General features: G+C 64.4%; 5 protein-coding genes and 1 pseudogene. 4 read left to right on the top strand and 2 right to left on the bottom strand.

Annotated elements, in window-relative coordinates:
* Positions 1-216: 216 nt before the first annotated feature.
* Both FJ949_RS08420 and FJ949_RS08415 read right to left on the bottom strand, forming a co-directional pair.
* Entirely contained in the window at positions 217-6,270 is a 6,054-nt protein-coding gene (locus tag FJ949_RS08420; protein WP_140495077.1) for a translocation/assembly module TamB domain-containing protein, read from the bottom strand.
* 2 nt (positions 6,271-6,272) lie between these two features.
* On the bottom strand, positions 6,273-8,198 hold the full coding sequence (locus tag FJ949_RS08415) for an autotransporter assembly complex family protein (RefSeq protein ID WP_140495075.1): 1,926 nt from the start codon (positions 8,196-8,198) through the stop codon (positions 6,273-6,275).
* 273 nt (positions 8,199-8,471) lie between these two features.
* Here FJ949_RS08415 and FJ949_RS08410 point away from each other — a divergent pair, with 273 nt between their 5' ends.
* The 4 genes and pseudogenes from FJ949_RS08410 to FJ949_RS08385 form a co-directional block, all read left to right on the top strand.
* Positions 8,472-13,970: an alpha-2-macroglobulin family protein gene (locus FJ949_RS08410; protein WP_140495073.1), complete on the top strand. Its 5,499-nt coding sequence runs from the start codon at positions 8,472-8,474 to the stop codon at positions 13,968-13,970.
* Positions 13,971-14,182: 212 nt separating this feature from the next.
* Positions 14,183-16,276, top strand: coding sequence for a penicillin-binding protein 1C (pbpC, locus tag FJ949_RS08400; RefSeq protein WP_140495072.1), 2,094 nt, complete (start codon positions 14,183-14,185; stop codon positions 16,274-16,276).
* A 574-nt stretch (positions 16,277-16,850) separates the two neighbouring features.
* Positions 16,851-17,876 (top strand): sulfate ABC transporter substrate-binding protein, encoded by a 1,026-nt coding sequence (locus FJ949_RS08390; RefSeq protein ID WP_140495068.1) that lies wholly within the window; start codon positions 16,851-16,853, stop codon positions 17,874-17,876.
* A gap of 21 nt (positions 17,877-17,897) precedes the next feature.
* Positions 17,898-18,007 (top strand): annotated as a pseudogene (locus tag FJ949_RS08385) (molybdate ABC transporter permease subunit); the annotation flags it as partial.

Here is an 18,007-nt window from a genome sequence, read left to right as displayed (position 1 = left end):
AGGCCATGATGTCAAAGACGGCATGGTTGGGAACATATTGACGAATGTGCAACTTTGGAGGGGGAGCGGTTCGCGTGATAGCGACAGTCTTGGCGCAAAATTGCTAGTGCGCGACGGATTTCCACTAAATCTCTTCAGGCGATTAAACTGAGACATTGGCGCGGTTTGCGACAGGACCAGCCCTCGCCAGGATGAGGGCCAGCCCAAGTCTCCGCTTCAATATTCCTTCTCGTAGAAGATGCCGCCCTTGGCTTCGCCGGCGTCCGTCGCCTCGCCGCGCAGTTTGACGCCGCGCCCGACGTTGAGGTCGATCGTGGCCTTGCCGGAGCCCGGCTTGTCGCCTTTCTGGATCGTCACATAGGTGCGGTCGTTGAGGTACTTGCCGGCAGAAACCGCCGTGCCGCCCTTTTCGTCGGTGGTGACATCGAGATCGTCGACGCCGATCGCGTTGCGCAGGTTTTCCAGCAGCGACGTCGAGCCGCCGACACCGGCGAGTTGCCCGGCGGCTTCGGCCAGTTGCGCGATCTGCAGCGGCGACAGGTTCGACATGGACCGCCCGAAGATCAGTTGCGCCAGCACCTCGTCCTCGGGCAGCGCCGGCACCGAGGTGAAGGTGAATTTCGGATTGGTCGCCGCGCCCGACACCACGATGGTGACGGTTGCGCTGCTCGTGGTCGTTGTCGCGGTCAGGTTGAGATAGGGCACCAGCGAGCCAGAAAAGCCGACCGTGCCCTCGGTGAAGGTCAGCCGCTTGCCGAGAATCGACAGCCGCCCACGTTGCAGCGTGAAAGTGCCGACCGCTTGCGGCGATGAGGCCGGACCGGTCAGCCTGAGCGAGCCGCCGAGTTCGGCGTCCACGCCCCTGCCCTGGATGAAGATCTGGTTCGGCGCGTTGACGGTGACATCCAGCACAAGGCCGCTGCCACCCGTCTTGCCGCTGGTCGTGGCCGGGCGCAGTGCTTTGTCCTGCGCCCTGACCGCGCCGGGCGCGTTCTTGTGTTTGACATCGAGCGCCGAAAGCGAACCCGGCAATTTGTCCGGAACGGTGATCACGGTCTTGGCAAGGTTGACGGTGCCGGCAATCACCGGCGCCGACGTCAGCGGTCCTTTGATCGTCAGGTCGCCGCCAAGATTGGCGGTGACCACCCGCCCATCGGTGTAGCGGCCGTCGGTGAGCTTGATCGACAGATCGGCCGGGAACCCCTGCGCCGGATTGATACCGACCGTGCCGCTGGCCGACAGGCTGCCGCGCGTCGACAGCGTCCCGGTCAGCCGGTTGATCCTGGCGACGCCATTGCCGATGGAAATTTCGGCTGCGATGTCGTTGACCGCAAGCCCGGAACGCGCGTCGAGCAGGCGGGCGCCCGACGTGCTGACGCTGCCGCCGATGACCGGCGATGTCGCGGGACCGCGTACCTGCACATTGACACTCGCGGTCCCCGTCAGCGACAGGCCTTGCGCGGCGAGCTTCTGACTGAGGATGCCGAACGGCACGGCGCCATTGAAGTCGAGCGCGAGCGCCGGCGTGCCTGATGTCGTCACCGTGCCGCCCCCCTTGAGACCAAGGCCGGCCCCATCGCTGACATTGGCGTTGAAGGTCAGCTTGTTGCCGGCAAAGGTGCCGGAGGAAGAGACACTCACCGCACCGACCCCCGCGCCGCGGGTCCGCGAAGCCTGCACGCCGGCAGCGTCGAGGTTGAACGCCACACTGGGGCTGGCTGGTGCCCCGGTGACCTTCACCGTGCCCGAAATCGAACCGGCGGCATCGAGACCCCGCGAAAAACTGTTGGCAAGCGAGATCGGCACCCGCGCCAGCGCCGCGTTGATGTCGAGCGCCTGCCCGATCTTGCCGGTCACCGTCGCCGTGCCGCCGCCCAGGTTGAGCACCAGCCTGTCCAGCGTCGTCGTGCCATTGGCGATGGTGACGGTCGAAGCCTGCGCGATGGCAGCCTTTATGCCTTGGACGGTCGCCTCGCCGGAAGCAAGCTCTATGGTCGTCGTGCCGTTTGCCGCCTTCACGCGGCCCGCGGCCCTCGCCGGAATTCCTTTCACCGTCGCGCCGCCGGAAAAGCCGGTCCAGTCGCCGTCACGCTTCAGGTCGACATCGATGCCGCCGATCACCGTGCCGCCCGACGTGACGGTGTCGGCATGGATTTTTCCGGAGATGACCGGAGCGGCGAGGTAATTGGCGATCAATGCGTCGATCGACACGGCCTTCGCCTGAAGATCGCCGCGCGTGACCGAGGCGGTCGTAGCCTTGATGGCGACCTGCGGTGCGGCACCGTTCTTCGAGAACGCAATCGTGCCGCGCACATCGCCTTCCGCTTTTTCCAGCGCCAGTGCGGCAAGCGGTCCTATATCGGGCAGGTCGAGAGAGATCGTGCCTTCGGGTATGAACTTGTCGTCCAGCGCCAGGTCGCCGGAAATCCTGTTTTGGCCCAGCGACAAAAGCAGGCCATTGATGGCGCTCTTGCCGTCCGCGGTCGCCAGCACCGCACTGCCTTGCAAGGGTTGGCCCGCGACATTGCCTGTCAGCTGCACATTGGCCGCCGGCTTGGCCGCGTCGGCTTTGCCGGTGGCGGTTAGTCTGAGCCCGGTGATCTCGCGCGACGCCACCGAAAGCTTGTCGCTGTCGACGGTCAGCGACAGATCCGGCGCGGTCGCCGGGCCCTGCGCATTCAGCGCAAAGGCGATGGCGCCTTTGGCATCCTTCGACAGCAGCGAAACATCGCCCAGCACGCCCTTGATGTCGGCGGCCAGCGTATTGTCGGCAAGGCTCGCCTGCCCCTGTGCGGTCAGCGCGCCGGAGGCCAGCGTCAATCCGCCTATGGCGATATTACCGTTGGGCTCGCGCTTCAGCGTGGCGCTCAACTGCGCCCGTTCGCCAAGCATGCCGCGTGCTGCGGCCGGCAGGGCCGACGATGGAGCATCCGCCTTCAGCTTGAGGTCGATGGCGCCGTCACGCAGCGACACCAGGCCGGCGACCTGGCTGTTGAGCGCGTCGCTTTTGAGCGAGCCGCTGTCGATGGCGACAGCGTCGGCTGACAGGCGCCCGCTGAGCGCGGCCGTGACCTTGCCGGCGATCAGCGGCGCGATGGTGGGATTGTCGAGCCCAACCCTATCCACCGAAACTGTGCCCGAAACCGGCCCGGCGCGGTTCTTCAGATCGAACGCATCCGAGTGCAATGCCAGGCTCAGTCCGTCCACCTTCGCCGGTCTCGTGGCGATCGAGGGCAGGATCGCGGACATATCCAATCGGGCCCGCGTGCTCTCGCCCGCCACCTTTGCCGACAGCGACCGGACCTCGATCTTGATGGGACTCTCGGCGCTTCCGACCGTGAGCGGCAGACTTGGACCGGATGAGACGAGGTCAAGGGCGAAATCGCTGGCGCCGTTCGGATTGATCGTGCCGGCGGCTTGACCGGAAACCTTGTCACCGGAGAGCGTCGCGTGATCGAGGACGACGCCGCCGGCCATGGTGTAGCGGCCGGCCGCGTCGACTGCGAGCTGCCCAAGCCCAGTCTGGCGGGTTTGGCTTGTTTCGACACCGGCCAGTTGCACATTGAACCGGACGTCCGGAGCCGACGGCGAGCCCGTTACCTCAGCGCTGCCATCAAGCGTTCCAGCGGCATCGAGGCCGGGCGAAAAGCCGTTGGCAAGGGCAGCCGGCAAGGCGGAGACCTTTGCCGCGAGATCGAGCGTCTGGCCGGCGGTACCGGACAGCGCCACCGAGCCGCCGCCGACATCGAGCGCTAATTTTTCGATGCTGGTGGTGCCATCGGCGATACTGAGCATAGATGGCTCGGCAATTGCCGCCTTGATGCCGCGAATCGTAGCCTCGCCCGAGGCGATCTCGACGCTGGTGACGCCATCGGCGATCTTCACGCGCCCCGCCGCCTTCGCTGGAATGCCGGATACGGTGGCGCCGCCGGAAAAATTCGTCCAGTCTCCGTCGCGCTTCAGATCGACGATGATGCCGCCGACTTGGGTGGTCCCCGACGTCACAGCATCGGCCTTGATCGAGCCTGAAATCGCCGGCGCCTTGAGATAGTTGGCAATCAAGGCATTGACGGCGATTGTGCTGGCCGTCACCTCGCCGCGCGCGATCGACGTGCTCTTCGCGTCAATGGCAACGGAGGGCACGTCGCCACTCTTGGCAAAGCGAATGGTGCCGTTGATGTCGCCGGTCACCGCCTGGCCGGCCAGCGCCGCAAGCTGATCGATTGCAGGCGCAGAAAGAATGAGCGTGCCCAGCGGCATGAACTTGTCATCCAGTGCCAGATCGCCCGACACCTTGTTGTCACCCAGCGACACCGCAAAGCCATTGATCGAGCGCTTGCCTTCGCTCGTCACCAGCGCCGCCTTGATGTCGAGCGGCTGGTCGTTGACGGCGCCGGTCAGCGAAACATTGGCGGAAGGGCTAGCAATGTCGGCCTTGCCGCTCGCGGTCAGCTTGATCGACTTCACCGTGCGGCCCGAGGCCGTCAGGCTATCGCTGTTGGCGGAAACCGTGAAATCCGGCGCGGTCATGGCGCCGCTTGCCGACAGGGCGAAATCGACACCGCCCTCGACCGGGACGCCGACCGTCGGCGACAGCACCGAAACATCCCCCAGCCTGCCTTTGATATCGGCCAGGATGTCGGTACCTTGCATGCTGGCGGTACCGCTGGCGCTGAGCGAACCGGACGTGAGTTCGATCGAGTTGGCGGCGAACGAGCCCTGCGGATCGCGCGACGCTGTGGCCGAGAACTTCACCCGCCCGCCGAGCACCGAGGCGATCTGCTGCGGGAAGGCGGTCGCCACGGCATCGGCATTCATCTTGAGCTGCATCGACAGGTCGGCGAGCGCCACGGTCGCCGTCAGCGAGGCATTGAGCGCATCGGACCGGAGCGTGCCCTGATCGATGACAATGGCGTCCTTGCTGAGGGAACCAGCCAGGCCGACATCGACCTTGCCAGTGACCAGCGGCGCCAGCGTCGCGACGTCGGTTTTCAGGCCACCGGCCCCAAGCTTGACGGTAACCGGCCCGGTGCGGTTCTGGATGTCGAAACCGTCGGAGTGTATCTGCGCCGCCAGGTCGTCTAGCCGCGTGCCGCCGACGACGATCGAAACGAAGGAGGCGCCGATATCGACGACCGGCGCCTTGCCGTCGCCGAACGCCCGGGCGGTGGCATTCTTGATCGCCAGCGTGATCGGCTGCGCCTTGCTGCCGACGCTAACCACCACGGGTGGCCCCTTGGCGGCGAGTTCGACCGAAAGATCGCTGGCTCCGGCGGGATCGACGATACCGGTCGCGGTGCCGTGCACGGCATCACTGTCGATGTTGGCCCGGTCGACACTGATCCCGCCCGCCGTCGTGGCGGTGCCCGCCATATCGAAGCTGGTCTTACCGGCAAACAATGGTTTCAGGTTCTCCGGCAGGAAGCGGGCGAAATCGCCGTCGCCCTTGGCTTCGAGATAGTTACCCTTGTCGGTGAGCTGATGGCGGCCGGTGAGCTGGGTTACGATCCGATGATCGACAAGGAAGGTACCGACGCCACTCCAGTTGGCCAGCGGGCCGGTGCCCGAGACGACGATGTCGACCGGCGGCGTATCCGGCAGATTGAGCAGATTGGCGATGATGCCGCCGGCCGGTTCCGACGCCTTGAGGTTGAGGTCGAGCTTGTTGTCCGCTGGCGCGAAATGGATCTGCGCGTCGACATTGCCCTGTTTGCCGTCATGGCGGGTAATGTTGAGCACCGTCTCGACCGACAGCGGTGCGGCGTCGGCCTTCACCGAGGCCTTGGCGGCGAGTTCGGCGATGCCGCTGCCGGCCAGTTGTTGGCCAAGCGCGACTTCCGGCAAGTCGATCTGCTTGATATCAATGGAAACCGGCAGCGTCGTCGCGCCGCCTTGCGCCGGCTGCTGCGTGCCGGCCACCGGCAGACGCGCAAGTTCGATGCGCTCCGCCGCGATGCGGTCGGCGCTGAAGTTTTTGGACAACAGTGCCAGCGGCGACCAGTCGATGGCCACCTTGCGCGCCACCAGCCAGGCGCCCTCGCGGTCCTCCAGCACGACATGGTCGACACTGAGCGCGCCCGACCAGATACCGTCGATGCCGCTGACGGTGACCTTACGCTCGTCGCTCGAGGCCAGGCGCGAAATGATGCCGGCGAGATTGTCGCGTCCACGCTCGGTCTTGGTCAGCACGAAAAGCGCGCCGATGGCGCCTGCTACCACGATCAGCAGCGTGTAGAGAAAAATGCGAAGGATGCGCCAGACCGTCTTCATGTTCAAAACGCTTGGCCAATGCCGGCATAGATGCCGAAATGAGGGTCGCCTGGGTCGCGGTTGAGCGGCACGGCGGCGTCGATACGCAGCGGCCCGAATGGCGTCACATAGCGCAAGCCGACGCCGGCGCCCACCTTGACGTCGGAAAAATCGGGGAACGACTTGGTCGATACCGTGCCGGCATCGACGAACGGCACGATGCCGATCGTGTCGGTGATGGCGATACGCATTTCAACCGAGGTCTCGAAGAAGGACAGGCCGCCGATCGGCTGGCCGGTGAAATCCTTGGGGCCGATGCCCTGATAGGCATAGCCGCGCACCGAGCCGCCGCCGCCGGAATAGAAACGCCGGTCGGCAGGCACCTTCTGCAGGCTGGTGCCGACGATCGAGCCAAGTGCGACACGTTCCGCCAGCACGAATTTCGAAGCGGTATCCAGCGACTGATAGGCCGATCCCTCGCCCTTCAGCTTGAGGAAGGCGGCACCGCTCAATATGTCGTAGCTCGGCTCGGCATAGGCCAGCAACCTGAAACCCTTGGTCGGGTTCAGCCTGACGTCCCTGTTGTCATAGACATATTGCAGCGGGATGCTGGCGATCAGGTATTTATGTTTGCCAAAGGAATCGTGGATGCGTGAATAGTCGAGCGCGACCTCGGCCGACACGGTTTGGTTCTTGGTCAGTTCATAGGACAGGCCGGTGTTGCCCTTGACCGAGAAATGGTCGTAGGCGTCGGGATGTTCGAGCACGGTCTTGATGCCGGCGAAGAATTTAGATGCCGGCCCGATCACGCCGGGTTTCTCGAACATGATGCCGGCATTGTAGTTCAATTCGGACAGGTCATTGCTGCCGATGCCGCTGATGGCTCCGTCGATGCGCAGCTTCTCGGCCCGGCCGAACAGGTTGCGATGGCCCCAATACCCCTCCAGCCCCAGCCCTTCCGTATTCGAGAAGGTGCCGCCCAGCCCGAAATAACGCGGCTTGCGCTCGCTGACCTGGACACCGATCGGAATGTTGCCCTCGGCATCGAGCTTGTCGGCCTCCTTGAAAGTCACGCTGTTGAAGACCTCGAGCGCCAGCAGCCTGTCGCGCGCATCGTCGATCTCCTGAGGCGAGTATTGCCGGCCACGTTTCAGCCCGGTCATGTATTCGGTGAAGTCGCGGTCGACCTTCTCGGTGCCTTCCACCGTGGTCGCGCCATAGCCGGCGACTGGCCCGGCAGCAACCGTCAGCGTCACGTCGAGGGTCGACGTGTCATGGTCGGCGACGATGTGCCTGCTGGTCACCTCGGCCAGCGGCCTGCCCTGCTCCTTCAGCGTGCGCACGATCAGCGCCTCGGCCTTGAGCACCGCGCCAGACCCAGCGTCGCCGCCTGATATCAGGCCGTAATCGGCGCTCATCAGTCCAGCGGCGTCACCCTCCAGCCGGATATCGCCGAGGGTGAATTTGGGACCCGCGGCGATGTTGACGGCCACGGGAATGGGCTGCGGACCCTTGAATTCGGCGTCCGGCGGCAATTCGTCCAGCGGCTTGCCCTCGATGGTGATGGTGACGACGCCTTCGTAGCGGGCATCGGCGTAGAGCGCCGCCACAAGCTGTTCTCGATCGCTGCGCGCCTTGGCCATCAGACCGAGCGAGCCGGAGACGGGATGGTCTTCGTCGCTCTTCAGCGCCGAGGCGTTTTCGAGCTTTTTTACCAGGTCCTTGTCGGCGTCGGGCGCGGAGATGGTCACGGCGTAGCGCATCGGATCGACGATGTCGGCATCCTCATCGCTCGATGAGCCCCACAGCTTGATGCCGAAGATTTCGAAGGCGGCCGCCGGTCCCAGCCCGGCGATCAGCGAGCAGCAGATCACGGCCAGAAGCAGCGCGCGCGAAAGCACGCGCTTTGGCTCGGTACCCCCTGACATCTGCCTTTCATACGCCGGCATTAAGACAACCTACTTTACAAACTAAAAATTGGAATGAAGTTCTGAAGCGCTCGTAAAGGGGCCACAATCCAATTGTCTGAAATAGGACGGGCTTGGAATTCACACCTTTTGCATTGCCGCAAGAATGCGTGATCCCCTGTCCTATGGAGGTACTACCGGCTGTTGGCCGGAAAGGAAACCGTTGGCAGGCGGAACCCTGCCGCGTCCTCATGTTGACAAGCCTGAGTGAAGCTTGAACATGCCCGGACGTCTGCAAATTGTCTGGAGGGTGTTATGGCAATGCGCGCGGCTCGTCGTCTGTCTTTCCTGATCCTTCTCTTCTTCGCCTGGGCCAATGTCTTGGCCTGGGGTAACGTCGCGCAAGCGGCCGAAGCACGGCGAGTCGCAACGACCGACAATTCCGACTATTTCGGTTTCGACCTCCGGTCCGACCAGAACGTCACGCTCGATCAATGCAAGACCACCTGCCTGGGCGATCCCGCCTGCCGCGCCTTCACCTATAACACCAAGGCCAAATGGTGCTTCCTCAAATCCGATTATAACCAGTTGAAGCCCTTCAACGGCGCGGTCGCGGGCAAGGTCGTCAATATCGACGGCGACCCCGACATCGGCGCGCCGCCGGAACTCGCCTTCTTCCCCAACTGGATGGCTGACCAGGCCCAGCAATACCGTAACCGGCTGCTCGGCCCGGCCTATGACAGGCCGACCGAGGGCATGGCCGCGCTGACCACGGCGGCCGAGCAGGCGGTGCTCACCGGCGATCATCGCACTGCCGTGCAGAAATACGAGGCCGCGGTCTCTGTCATGCCCGACGATGGCCAACTCTGGCTCAACCTGGCGCGCGAAACGCTTGCCGTGCAGCCGGCGGCCAACACATCCGAGGCCTCCACCTTGCCGGCAAACGGTACGTCGGCCGCCTTCAATGCCTACAAGCTCCTGCGTACAGCCAGGACGCGGGCGGAGACGCTGGCGCTCATCGGCTCCGGCCTCGACAAGCGCGACCTCTATCGCCCCGCCCTGCAGGCCTATGAAGCCAGCCTTGCCCTGGTACCTTCGCCTGCGGTCCAGGCCGACTATTCCGATCTCAAGGCTCGCAAGGGTTTCCGCGTCATCGACCACACCGTCGATGCCGACACCAGCGCCCCGCGCATCTGCGCCCAATTCTCCGAGGAATTGGTCAAGACCGGCGTCGATTACGCACAATTCGTCACCGTCGACAACCAGCCGCCCAAAGGCGTTGAAGCCAAGGACAAGCAGATTTGCGTCGAAGGACTGGAACACGGCCAGCATTATGACGTGACCTTCCGCGCCGGCCTGCCGGCCGCCATCGGCGAAGTGACCGCCGCGCCCGTCGTGCTGTCGATCTACGTGCAGGACCGTGCGCCTTCGGCCCGCTTCACCGGCGACAGCTTCGTGCTGCCGGCCGGTGCGCGCCGCGGCATCCCCGTCGTCACCGTCAACATGAACGCCGCGGAGATGAAGCTCTATCGCATCGGCGACCGCTCGCTGGCCCAGCTTCTGTCCGGCTACCAGTTCCTGCATCAGCTCGACAGCTACGACATCTCAAACATTTCCGAGCAGATGGGCGAGCCGGTCTGGGAAGGCCAGCTCGACATCGCCAACGACCTGAACAAGGAGGTCACCACCTCCTTCCCGGTCGACGAGGCGCTGCCGCGGCGCAAGCCCGGCGTCTATGTGCTGACTGCCCAGGCTGTCAGCGAGAAGAGCGACGACTACAACTCGATGGCCACGCAATGGTTCGTCGTTTCCGATATCGGCCTCTCGACCTATACCGGTCAGGACGGGCTCAATGTCTATGCCCGTTCGCTGGGCAGCGCCAAGCCGATAGCGGGCGCCGAACTGACGCTGGTTGCCCGCAACAACGAGATCCTCGGCACCGCGACTTCGGGTGCCGATGGTCATGCCGTGTTCAATCCCGGCCTGACGCGCGGCGACGGCGGCATGGTGCCGGCCGTGCTGATGGCCAGGCAGGGCGATAACGACTTTGTCTTCCTCGACATGGCCCGCGCCGGTTTCGACCTGTCCGACCGCGGCGTCACTGGACGCGCAGCGCCGGGCGCGCTCGATGTCTACGCCTGGACCGAGCGCGGCATCTACCGCGCCGGCGAGGAGGTGCATGTTGCGGCTCTTGCCCGTGACGGCGCCGCCAAGGCGGTCGAGAACCTGCCGCTGACCTTCATCTTCTCGCGCCCGGACGGCGTCGAGGATCGCCGCGTCGTCAGCGATGGCGCGTCAGCCGGCGGGCACGCCGTCGATCTGCCGCTCCAGCCAAACGCCATGCGCGGCACCTGGTCGGTATCGATCTATACCGATCCCAAGCAACCGGCCGTCGCCAGCCAGATGTTCCTGGTCGAGGATTTTGTGCCGGACCGCATCGAATTCGACATGAAGGCCGACAAGCAGGAGATCGCGCAGGGCGAAACCGCCAACATCACCGTCGACGGCCGCTTTCTCTATGGCGCACCGGCTGCTGGCCTCGCGCTCGAAGGCGAACTGACCCTGTCGACCGCGCGTGACTGGGACCGCTTCAACGGCTATTCCTTTGGCCTTGCCGACGAGCAGTCGTCGGAACCGACCGTCACCCCGTTCACCGATCTTCCGGTGGTCGGCGAGGATGGCAAGGCGACCTTCCCGGTCTCCGTCGAGCAACTGCCGTCGACCACGAAGCTCATCGACGCCAAGGTGACGGTCCGTATGCGTGAGACCGGCGGCCGCGCAATCGAGCGCTCGCTTAATATCGGCATCCGCCCGCAAGGCCACATGATCGGCATCCGGCCGGACTTTGCCGATGATGAAGTGCCGCAGGGCGGCACGGCGAAATTCAGCCTGATCGCCGTCGACCCCGACGGCCAGCGCGAGGCGCTGAAAGGTGCGCAATGGTCGCTGGTCAAGGTCGAGCGCAATTACCAGTGGTACCGCTCCAACAACTCATGGAATTACGAACCCGTCACCTTCACCAAATCGATCGCCAATGGCCAGGTCGACCTTGGCGCCGACGGCGAGGCGACAGTGTCGATCCCGGTCGACTGGGGCCGCTACCGGCTCGAGGTCGAGACGGCGGATCCGGAAGGACCCGCGACCAGCTATGAGTTCGATGGCGGCTGGTATGTCTCCTCCACCACCACCGAAACGCCTGATGGTCTCGAGATCGCGCTCGACAAGGGCAATTATGCCGCCGGCGAAGTGGCCAGGCTCAAGGTCTCGCCGCATTTTGCCGGCGAACTTCTGGTCAACATCGGTTCCGACAAGCTGTTGAAGACCGTCACGGCGTCGGTGCCGGCCGGCGGCGGCACGGTCGACATCCCGGTCGGCGACGACTGGGGCGCCGGCGCCTATGTCACGGCAACCCTGTTCCGGCCTGGCGACGCGCAGGAAAGCCGCATGCCGGCCCGCGCCATCGGCGTGAAATGGCTGAAGGTCGATCCGGGCTCGAAGAAGCTCGCCGTCACCCTTACCCCGCCGGACAAGACCATGCCGCGCCAGCAGCTGTCGATCCCGGTCGCGGTCGCCGGCGTAGAGCCCGGCAGCAACGCCTATGTCACTGTCGCCGCCGTCGATGTCGGCATCCTCAACCTGACCAACTACAAGGCGCCGGATCCTGAGAATTGGTTTTTCGGCCAGCGCATGCTGGGCATGGAAATCCGTGATCTCTACGGCCGCCTGATCGACGGCTCTCTCGGTACTATGGGCAAGCTCAGGACCGGCGGCGACGGCGCCAACATGCAGGCGCAGGGCAGTCCGCCGACCGAAAAGCTGGTCGCCTTCTTCTCCGGCCCGGTGCAGCTCGATGCCGACGGCAAGGCACGCGTCGACTTCGATATTCCGCAGTTCAACGGCACGGTTCGCGTCATGGCCGTCGCCTGGACCAAGGAAGCGGTCGGCCACGCCCAGTCGGACGTGATCGTGCGCGATCCGGTGGTGATCACCGCCGGCCTGCCGCGCTTCCTGGCGCCCGGCGACGCCGCCGTCATGCGGCTCGACATTGCGGACACCGACGGTCCGGCCGGCGACTATGCGCTGTCGATCGACACGACGGGGGACCTCTCGACGGGCGACAAGCCCCTGCCCCAGAAACTGACGCTGGCGCAGGGCAAGCGCCAGACCCTGACCGTGCCGCTGATCGCACAGACGGCAGGCAATGCCTCGCTCACCATCAAGCTAGCGCACGCCGACGGCACCAAGGTCGAGCAGACGCTCTACGTGCCGGTCCGTCCGGCACAACTGCCGGTCACCACCCGCATGGTGGTCGACCTCAAGGGCGATGGCGGCGCGCTGCGCGTCGACAAGGAGCTTTTGGCGGCAAGCCTGCTCGACGGCGCTTCGGTCAGTGTCGGCGTTTCGCAGGCGGCGGCCTTCGATGTGCCTTCGCTCCTGATGACGCTCGACCGCTATCCCTATGGCTGCGCCGAGCAGACCACCAGCCGGGCGATGCCCCTGCTCTATGTCAACGAAATGGCCTCGGGCGTCGGCATGGAGAGCGATCCCGAGCTGCGTGGCCGCATCCAGGACGCGATCTACAAGGTGCTGAGCTACCAGGCTTCGGGCGGCAGCTTCGGCCTGTGGGGCCCGGGCTCCGGCGATCTATGGCTCGACGCCTATGTCACCGACTTCCTGACCAGGGCGCGCGAGCAGAAATACGATGTGCCGGCGCTCGCCATGAACCAGGCGTTGGGCAATCTGCAGAACTCGCTCGGTTACGATCAGAGCGTACAGGACCGCGGCAGCGAGATCGCCTACGCGCTCTACGTGCTTGCCCGCAACAAGAAGGCCTCGATCGGCGACCTGCGCTATTACGCGGACACCCAGCTCGAGGCCTTCACCAGCCCGATGGCCGTTGCCCAACTGGCGGCGAGCCTGGCGCTGTATGGCGACACACAGCGTTCGGAAGCGACGTTCAAGACCGCCCTGCAGCTCGCCAAGTCGAGCACAGCCTATGACTACTATCGCTCCGACTACGGCTCGGCGCTGCGCGACGGGGCGGCAATGCTGGCGCTTGCGGCGGAATCGAAGCCGGTGCCGTCGGTCGTACCGGAGCTGATCAAGCTGGTGACCAGGGAACGCGCCGAGGTCCGCTGGACCAGCACCCAGGATGAATCCTGGATGCTGCTGGCGGCCCGCGCCCTCAGACAAGGCAATGATTCGATCACGCTTTCCGTCAACGGTGCACCGCATTCCGGCGGCTATTCCAGCCAGATCAACGGCAGCGATGTGGCCGACAGCCCGCTCACCATCGCCAACACCGGCAAGACCCCGCTGCAGGCCGTCGTCACCACCGTGGCATCGCCGGTGCAGCCCTTGCCGGCCGGGGGTGACGGGTTCACCATTGAGCGCACCTATTACAAGCTCGACGGCACCGAAGCCAATGTGACGGAGGCAACCCAGAACGAACGCTATGTCGTCGTGCTCAAGGTCAATGAACAGAACAACTGGCCTTCGCGCCTTTTGATCACCGACCTTTTGCCGGCCGGCTTCGAGATCGACAATCCCGGCCTGGTCTCCAGCGCGCAATTGTCGAACTTCTCCTGGCTGGCACAGACCGACGCCGCGCATCTGGAATTCCGCGACGACCGTTTCGTCGCCGCCTTCAACCCCAGTGACGGCGACCACGACCACAATCTGACACTCGCCTATGTCGTGCGCGCCGTGACGCCGGGCACCTACGCCCATCCGGCCGCAACGGTGGAGGACATGTACCGGCCGCAATATTCGGCCCGCACCGCCACCGGCGTGATGGAGGTCAAGGCGCCGTAAGGTGTCGAGGCGGACATGAACGTGAAGTTTGCGCTGCCCCTCATTGCCCTGCCGGCACCTTCTCCCCGTTTAGTGACGGGGAGAAAGGGGCCTGCACCAAGGCTTTCGCCAATTTTCAACGTTACAGAAAAGGCGCCGACGATTGCGACAGCTCCCTTCTCCCCGCCACTATGCGGGGAGAAGGTGCCGGCAGGCGGATGAGGGGCAGCGCCATGCCCTCAAGAAAATTCCTGCGCCGCGCGGCTATCGCTAGCACCTCCTTGGTGGCTGTTATTGCTGTTTCCGCCGCTACCCTGTGGCAGCTCGACCGCGCCTTCCCGCCTCCGCTTCCTGAAAAGCTTACCGTCTCGACGGAAGTCCAGGATCGTGACGGCCAGCTTTTGCGCGCCTTCGCCACGCCTGACGGCTATTGGCGGCTCGGGACCCGCATCGATCAGGTCGACAAGCAGTTCGTCGACATGTTGGTCACCTATGAGGACAAGCGCTTCTGGAACCATGAAGGCGTCGATGTGCTGGCGCTTGCCCGCGCCGCCGGCCAGTTCGCCACCAGTGGCCACATCGTGTCCGGCGGCTCGACGCTGTCGATGCAACTCGCCCGCCTGATCGAGCCGCGCGACAGCCGCAGCCTCGGCTCCAAGCTCAAGCAGATGCTGCGCGCCATCCAGATCGAGCGGCGGCTGTCCAAGCGCGAGATCCTCGAACGCTATCTGACGCTGGCACCCTATGGCGGCAATCTCGAAGGCGTGCGCGCCGCTTCGCTCGCCTATTTCGGTAAGGAGCCGAAGCGGCTCACCGTCTCGGAAGCCGCGCTTCTCGTCGCCCTGCCGCAACTGCCGGAGAAGCGCCGGCCCGACCGCAACCTCGCGATCGCGCACGCCGCCCGCGACCGCGTGCTGTCCCGCATGGCCTCGGCTGGCCTGCTTGGCGAACGCGAGGCCGCGCGCGCCGCGCTCGACGATGTGTCTGGCCTGCGCCGTAGCTTGCCGGCGCTCGCCGCGCACGCCGCCTATGCGATGCTGCCCAAGGCGGTTCCCGGCCAGCCGCTTAAGCTGACGATCCGCAAGAGCGTCCAGGAAGGGTTGGAACAGGTAGCGCGCGACGCCGCCGCCAAGCTTGGGCCGCGTCTCTCCGTCGCCATGGTGCTGGCCGATTCCCGCACCGGCGATATTCTGGGCGAAGTCGGCTCGGCCAATTTCTTCGACGCCAGCCGCTCCGGCTGGATCGACATGACCAAGGTCGTGCGTTCGCCCGGCTCGACGCTGAAGCCATTCATCTACGGTCTTGCCTTCGAACAGGGACTGGTGGCGCAGGAAATGCTGATCGAGGACAGCCCGGCCGATTTCGGCGGCTACCGGCCGAAGAATTTCGATATGGGCTACCAGGGCGACGTCAGCATCCGCGAGGCGCTGCAACTGTCGCTCAACGTGCCGGCGATCCGCGTGCTCGACGCGGTCGGTCCCGCGCGGCTGACGGCCCGATTCCGCCAGGCTGGGGTAAACCCGATCCTGCCGGTCAACGAGGCGCCGGGCCTGGCCATCGGCCTTGGCGGCGTTGGGATTACGCTGCGCGATCTCGTCCAGCTCTATACAGGGCTCGCCAATGGCGGCAAGACGCACACGCTGCATGATGGCACCGAGCCGGCCGATGCCGAGCGCACCACCGCGACCATCCTCGACGACCAGGCGAGCTGGCAAATCATCGACATTCTGTCGGGCGTCAAGCCGCCCGAGGGTGCATTGCAGCGCGGCATCGCCTACAAGACCGGCACCTCCTATGGCTACCGTGATGCCTGGTCGGTCGGCTTCGACGGCCGTTACGTGCTGGGCGTCTGGGTCGGCCGGGCCGATGCAGGCGCGGTGCCTGGCCTGTCCGGCTATGTGTCGGCAGCCCCAATTCTGTTCGAGGGCTTTGTCCGCTCGGGTCTCGCCACCGTGCCGCTGCCGGGCAAGCCCCCCGGCGCCTTCACTCCTCGACGTAACGACCTGCCTGTGACGCTTGCCCGCTTCGGCGCCGGGTCCGACGGCCTGGTTCAGGCCTCGACCCCCACAGAGCCCGCGCCGACCATTATCTTTCCGCCCGACGGCGCCCGCGTCGATCTCGCCACCAACTCGGCCGACGCCTCGCCGCTGGTACTGAAGCTGCAAGGCGGGCGCGCGCCGTTCCGCTGGCTGGCCAACGGCAAGCCGCTGACCGGCATCGACCGCCGGCGCACCGCGACATGGCAACCGGACGGCACCGGCTACTCGACCTTGACCGTAATCGATGCGGCGGGACGCGCGGCAAGTGTGAAGGTGTTTGTTGAATAAGATTGCGCAAGCAATTCAGAGGATTGCGCTTCTTCGCCTAAGGTACAGCGCCTCGCGCCGACCTTCACCGGTAGCGGCGACAATACTCGCGACGCTAGTTCCTTTACCCGCAATCTCCTCCCAGCCCGCGCCGATGCCCTGCCCGCCGACTTCGTCCGCGTTGCCGGCCCCTCGATCCGCCAGGATATCCGTTACGCCGGAACGGACAATTTTCCTGTACCGCAAGCGAAGCAACGGCAAACCGCAAGCTGCTGCTCGGCGCGATGCACTCGGCCGGATTCAAGAACTATGCACGCGAATGGCGGCACCTGAACCACGATCCCTCCGCCAAGCAGCGCTTCGATTTCCCAGTCCAGCCGGATAGCGTGCCGACCAAATGCCACAGCCTTGCTTCGGCCCCGCTTGTTCCTAGATAGGTCGATGGGGATTCGCCAGCGGACGTTTGAGGGAAAATGTTTCTCCGCACCGCGAAATCAGGTCCAAGATTTTCTCCAAAACAACAAAAAAGGCAACATTTAATGCATCTAAATTCTACCAATTCGGTAGATTTGACGCGGGTTCAACGGAGGCAGAAATGACCAAACCTCGTTTCAGGAGACTGCTCGGCGCACTGGTCGCCACGTCTGTCCAGTTCGGCACGCTCGGTTTCGCGTTCGCCGATACCACCATTCTCAACGTGTCGTACGATCCGACACGCGAGCTCTACAAGGCTTATGACGAGGCCTTCGCCGCTCACTGGAAAGCCGAGACAGGGGAAACGGTCACCATACAGCAGTCGCACGGTGGATCGGGCGCACAGGCCCGGGCCGTGATCGACGGCCTCGACGCCGACGTGGTGACGCTGGCGCTCGAAGGCGATATCAACGCCATCGTCTCCAAGTCGAAAAAGATCAATCCGGACTGGCGCACGAAATTCGAGAACAATTCGGCACCCTACACCTCGACCATCATCTTCCTCGTCCGCAAAGGAAACCCCAAGGGCATCCACGACTGGAACGACCTGGTCAAGGACGGCGTCCAGGTGATTACGCCCAACCCGAAGACATCGGGCGGCGCACGCTGGAACTATCTCGCCGCCTGGGCTTATGCCAACGCCAATGACGGTGGCGACGAGGCCAAGACGAAGGAGTTCGTAGGCAAGCTCTATGCCAACGCTCCGGTGCTCGATACCGGTGCGCGCGGCTCGACGGTGACCTTCGCGCAAAAGGGCCTGGGCGACGTGCTGATTGCCTGGGAAAACGAGGCCTATCTAGCGCTCGACGAGTTCGGTGCCGAAAATTTCGATATCGTCTATCCACCGACCTCGATCCTGGCCGAGCCGCCGGTCGCTTTGGTCGACGCCAATGTCGATGCCAAGGGCACGCGCAAGGTCGCCGAAGCCTATCTGGGCTGGCTCTATTCCAAGGAAGCGCAGACGATCATCGCCAAGAACCACTATCGTCCGGCCAAGCCCGATCTGGTGCCGGTAGAGGACTTGGCCAAGCTACCGCCGATCAAGCTGGTCACCATCGACGACCCACAATTCGGCGGCTGGAAGAAAGCACAGCCTTACCATTTCGGCGATGGTGGTATATTCGACCAGATCTACAAGCCCCAGTAAGCAGTCGATATTCAGGACGATATGATCACAGCACCCGCTCGGGCGGGTTGGCGGTTTCGACAGCCGAGCGTCATTCCGGGTTTCGGATTGACGCTCGGCTTCTCGCTTGCCTACCTTACCCTCATCATCCT

It is taken from the genome of Mesorhizobium sp. B2-4-1, from assembly GCF_006442185.1.
Classification (GTDB): Bacteria; Pseudomonadota; Alphaproteobacteria; order Rhizobiales; family Rhizobiaceae; genus Mesorhizobium.
Note: the sequence above shows the minus strand (reverse complement) of the source record. Positions and strands in the feature narration are given on the sequence as shown.

Bases quoted from the DNA above. Each gene is read 5' to 3' on its own strand.
- pbpC (WP_140495072.1), top strand. From the start codon at position 14,183: ATGCCCTCAAGAAAATTCCTGCGCCGCGCGGCTATCGCTAGCACCTCC.
- FJ949_RS08410 (WP_140495073.1), top strand. From the start codon at position 8,472: ATGGCAATGCGCGCGGCTCGTCGTCTGTCTTTCCTGATCCTTCTCTTC.
- FJ949_RS08415 (WP_140495075.1), bottom strand. From the start codon at position 8,198: ATGCCGGCGTATGAAAGGCAGATGTCAGGGGGTACCGAGCCAAAGCGC.
- FJ949_RS08420 (WP_140495077.1), bottom strand. From the start codon at position 6,270: ATGAAGACGGTCTGGCGCATCCTTCGCATTTTTCTCTACACGCTGCTG.
- FJ949_RS08390 (WP_140495068.1), top strand. From the start codon at position 16,851: ATGACCAAACCTCGTTTCAGGAGACTGCTCGGCGCACTGGTCGCCACG.